Annotated in this window: 2 protein-coding genes; both read right to left on the bottom strand. The window is 44.2% G+C overall.

Annotated features, from left to right (window positions below; genetic code table 11):
- The coding region (locus ACO0KY_RS19645; RefSeq protein WP_423048922.1) for a hypothetical protein at positions 1–307 on the bottom strand (307 nt) is incomplete at its 3' end.
- An 89-nt stretch (positions 308–396) separates the two neighbouring features.
- Positions 397–721, bottom strand: a 325-nt coding sequence (locus ACO0KY_RS19640) for a DUF6404 family protein (protein ID WP_423048920.1), incomplete at its 5' end; no start/stop codon positions are given.

Here is a 721-nt window from a genome sequence, read left to right as displayed (position 1 = left end):
CCAAAATGCTTCCAATTACCAACACCTCAATTAACCTTTTTCGTGGTCTAGGTTTATCAATCTTAAGATAGCCGAGAAACCCGATAAAAGTGGCTACGGCAGATAAACACGTAGCGACAACTGTACATAGAATAAATATTGCAATTATTCCTGTACCACAGACAAACTCACCATTACTCGCAAGTTTCTTGGCCCACTGAGAAAATAGCCAATTTTGATACAAAAAAAATAATATTGGTGCGAGTGAAACTGCACCTAAAATCCAGGACCAGCTCCTTAACGTTTTGACTGCTTCAAAAACTCTCACAATAATCTTAATTTTGTTTGGTTTGTTTTCGCTCCTGACAGGCAGCTCTTGACCGACTTGCTACTGCAACGCGAGAATCATGGTTTCGGTTACAGCTCGCTCCACTTGGGTAAGTTGTGTTTGCGCCTGTTGTACGCGTAATATCCGCTCATTCCGAAGCCAAATAAAATTCCTGCGCAAACCGAGGTAATCAGCGCACCAATAGGCGACATCCCCTCGTGCGACCAAACAGCCATCCACATGATGATTCCCCAAGCCGTACCATAAAATGTACCCATGAGAAGTGCATTGGTAAAAATGCCACCAAAATGCGGCGGTGGTATATCAATTCCGACTCGCCACAACAGACGCACGAGAGGTGGTGCATAGTTACTTCGTGAAATACCGATGGATTCCAGTAGCTTTAACGCCGCG

The sequence above is a fragment of the Undibacterium sp. Dicai25W genome (genome assembly GCF_049340505.1).
GTDB lineage: Bacteria > Pseudomonadota > Gammaproteobacteria > Burkholderiales > Burkholderiaceae_D > Undibacterium > Undibacterium jejuense.
Note: the sequence above shows the minus strand (reverse complement) of the source record. Positions and strands in the feature narration are given on the sequence as shown.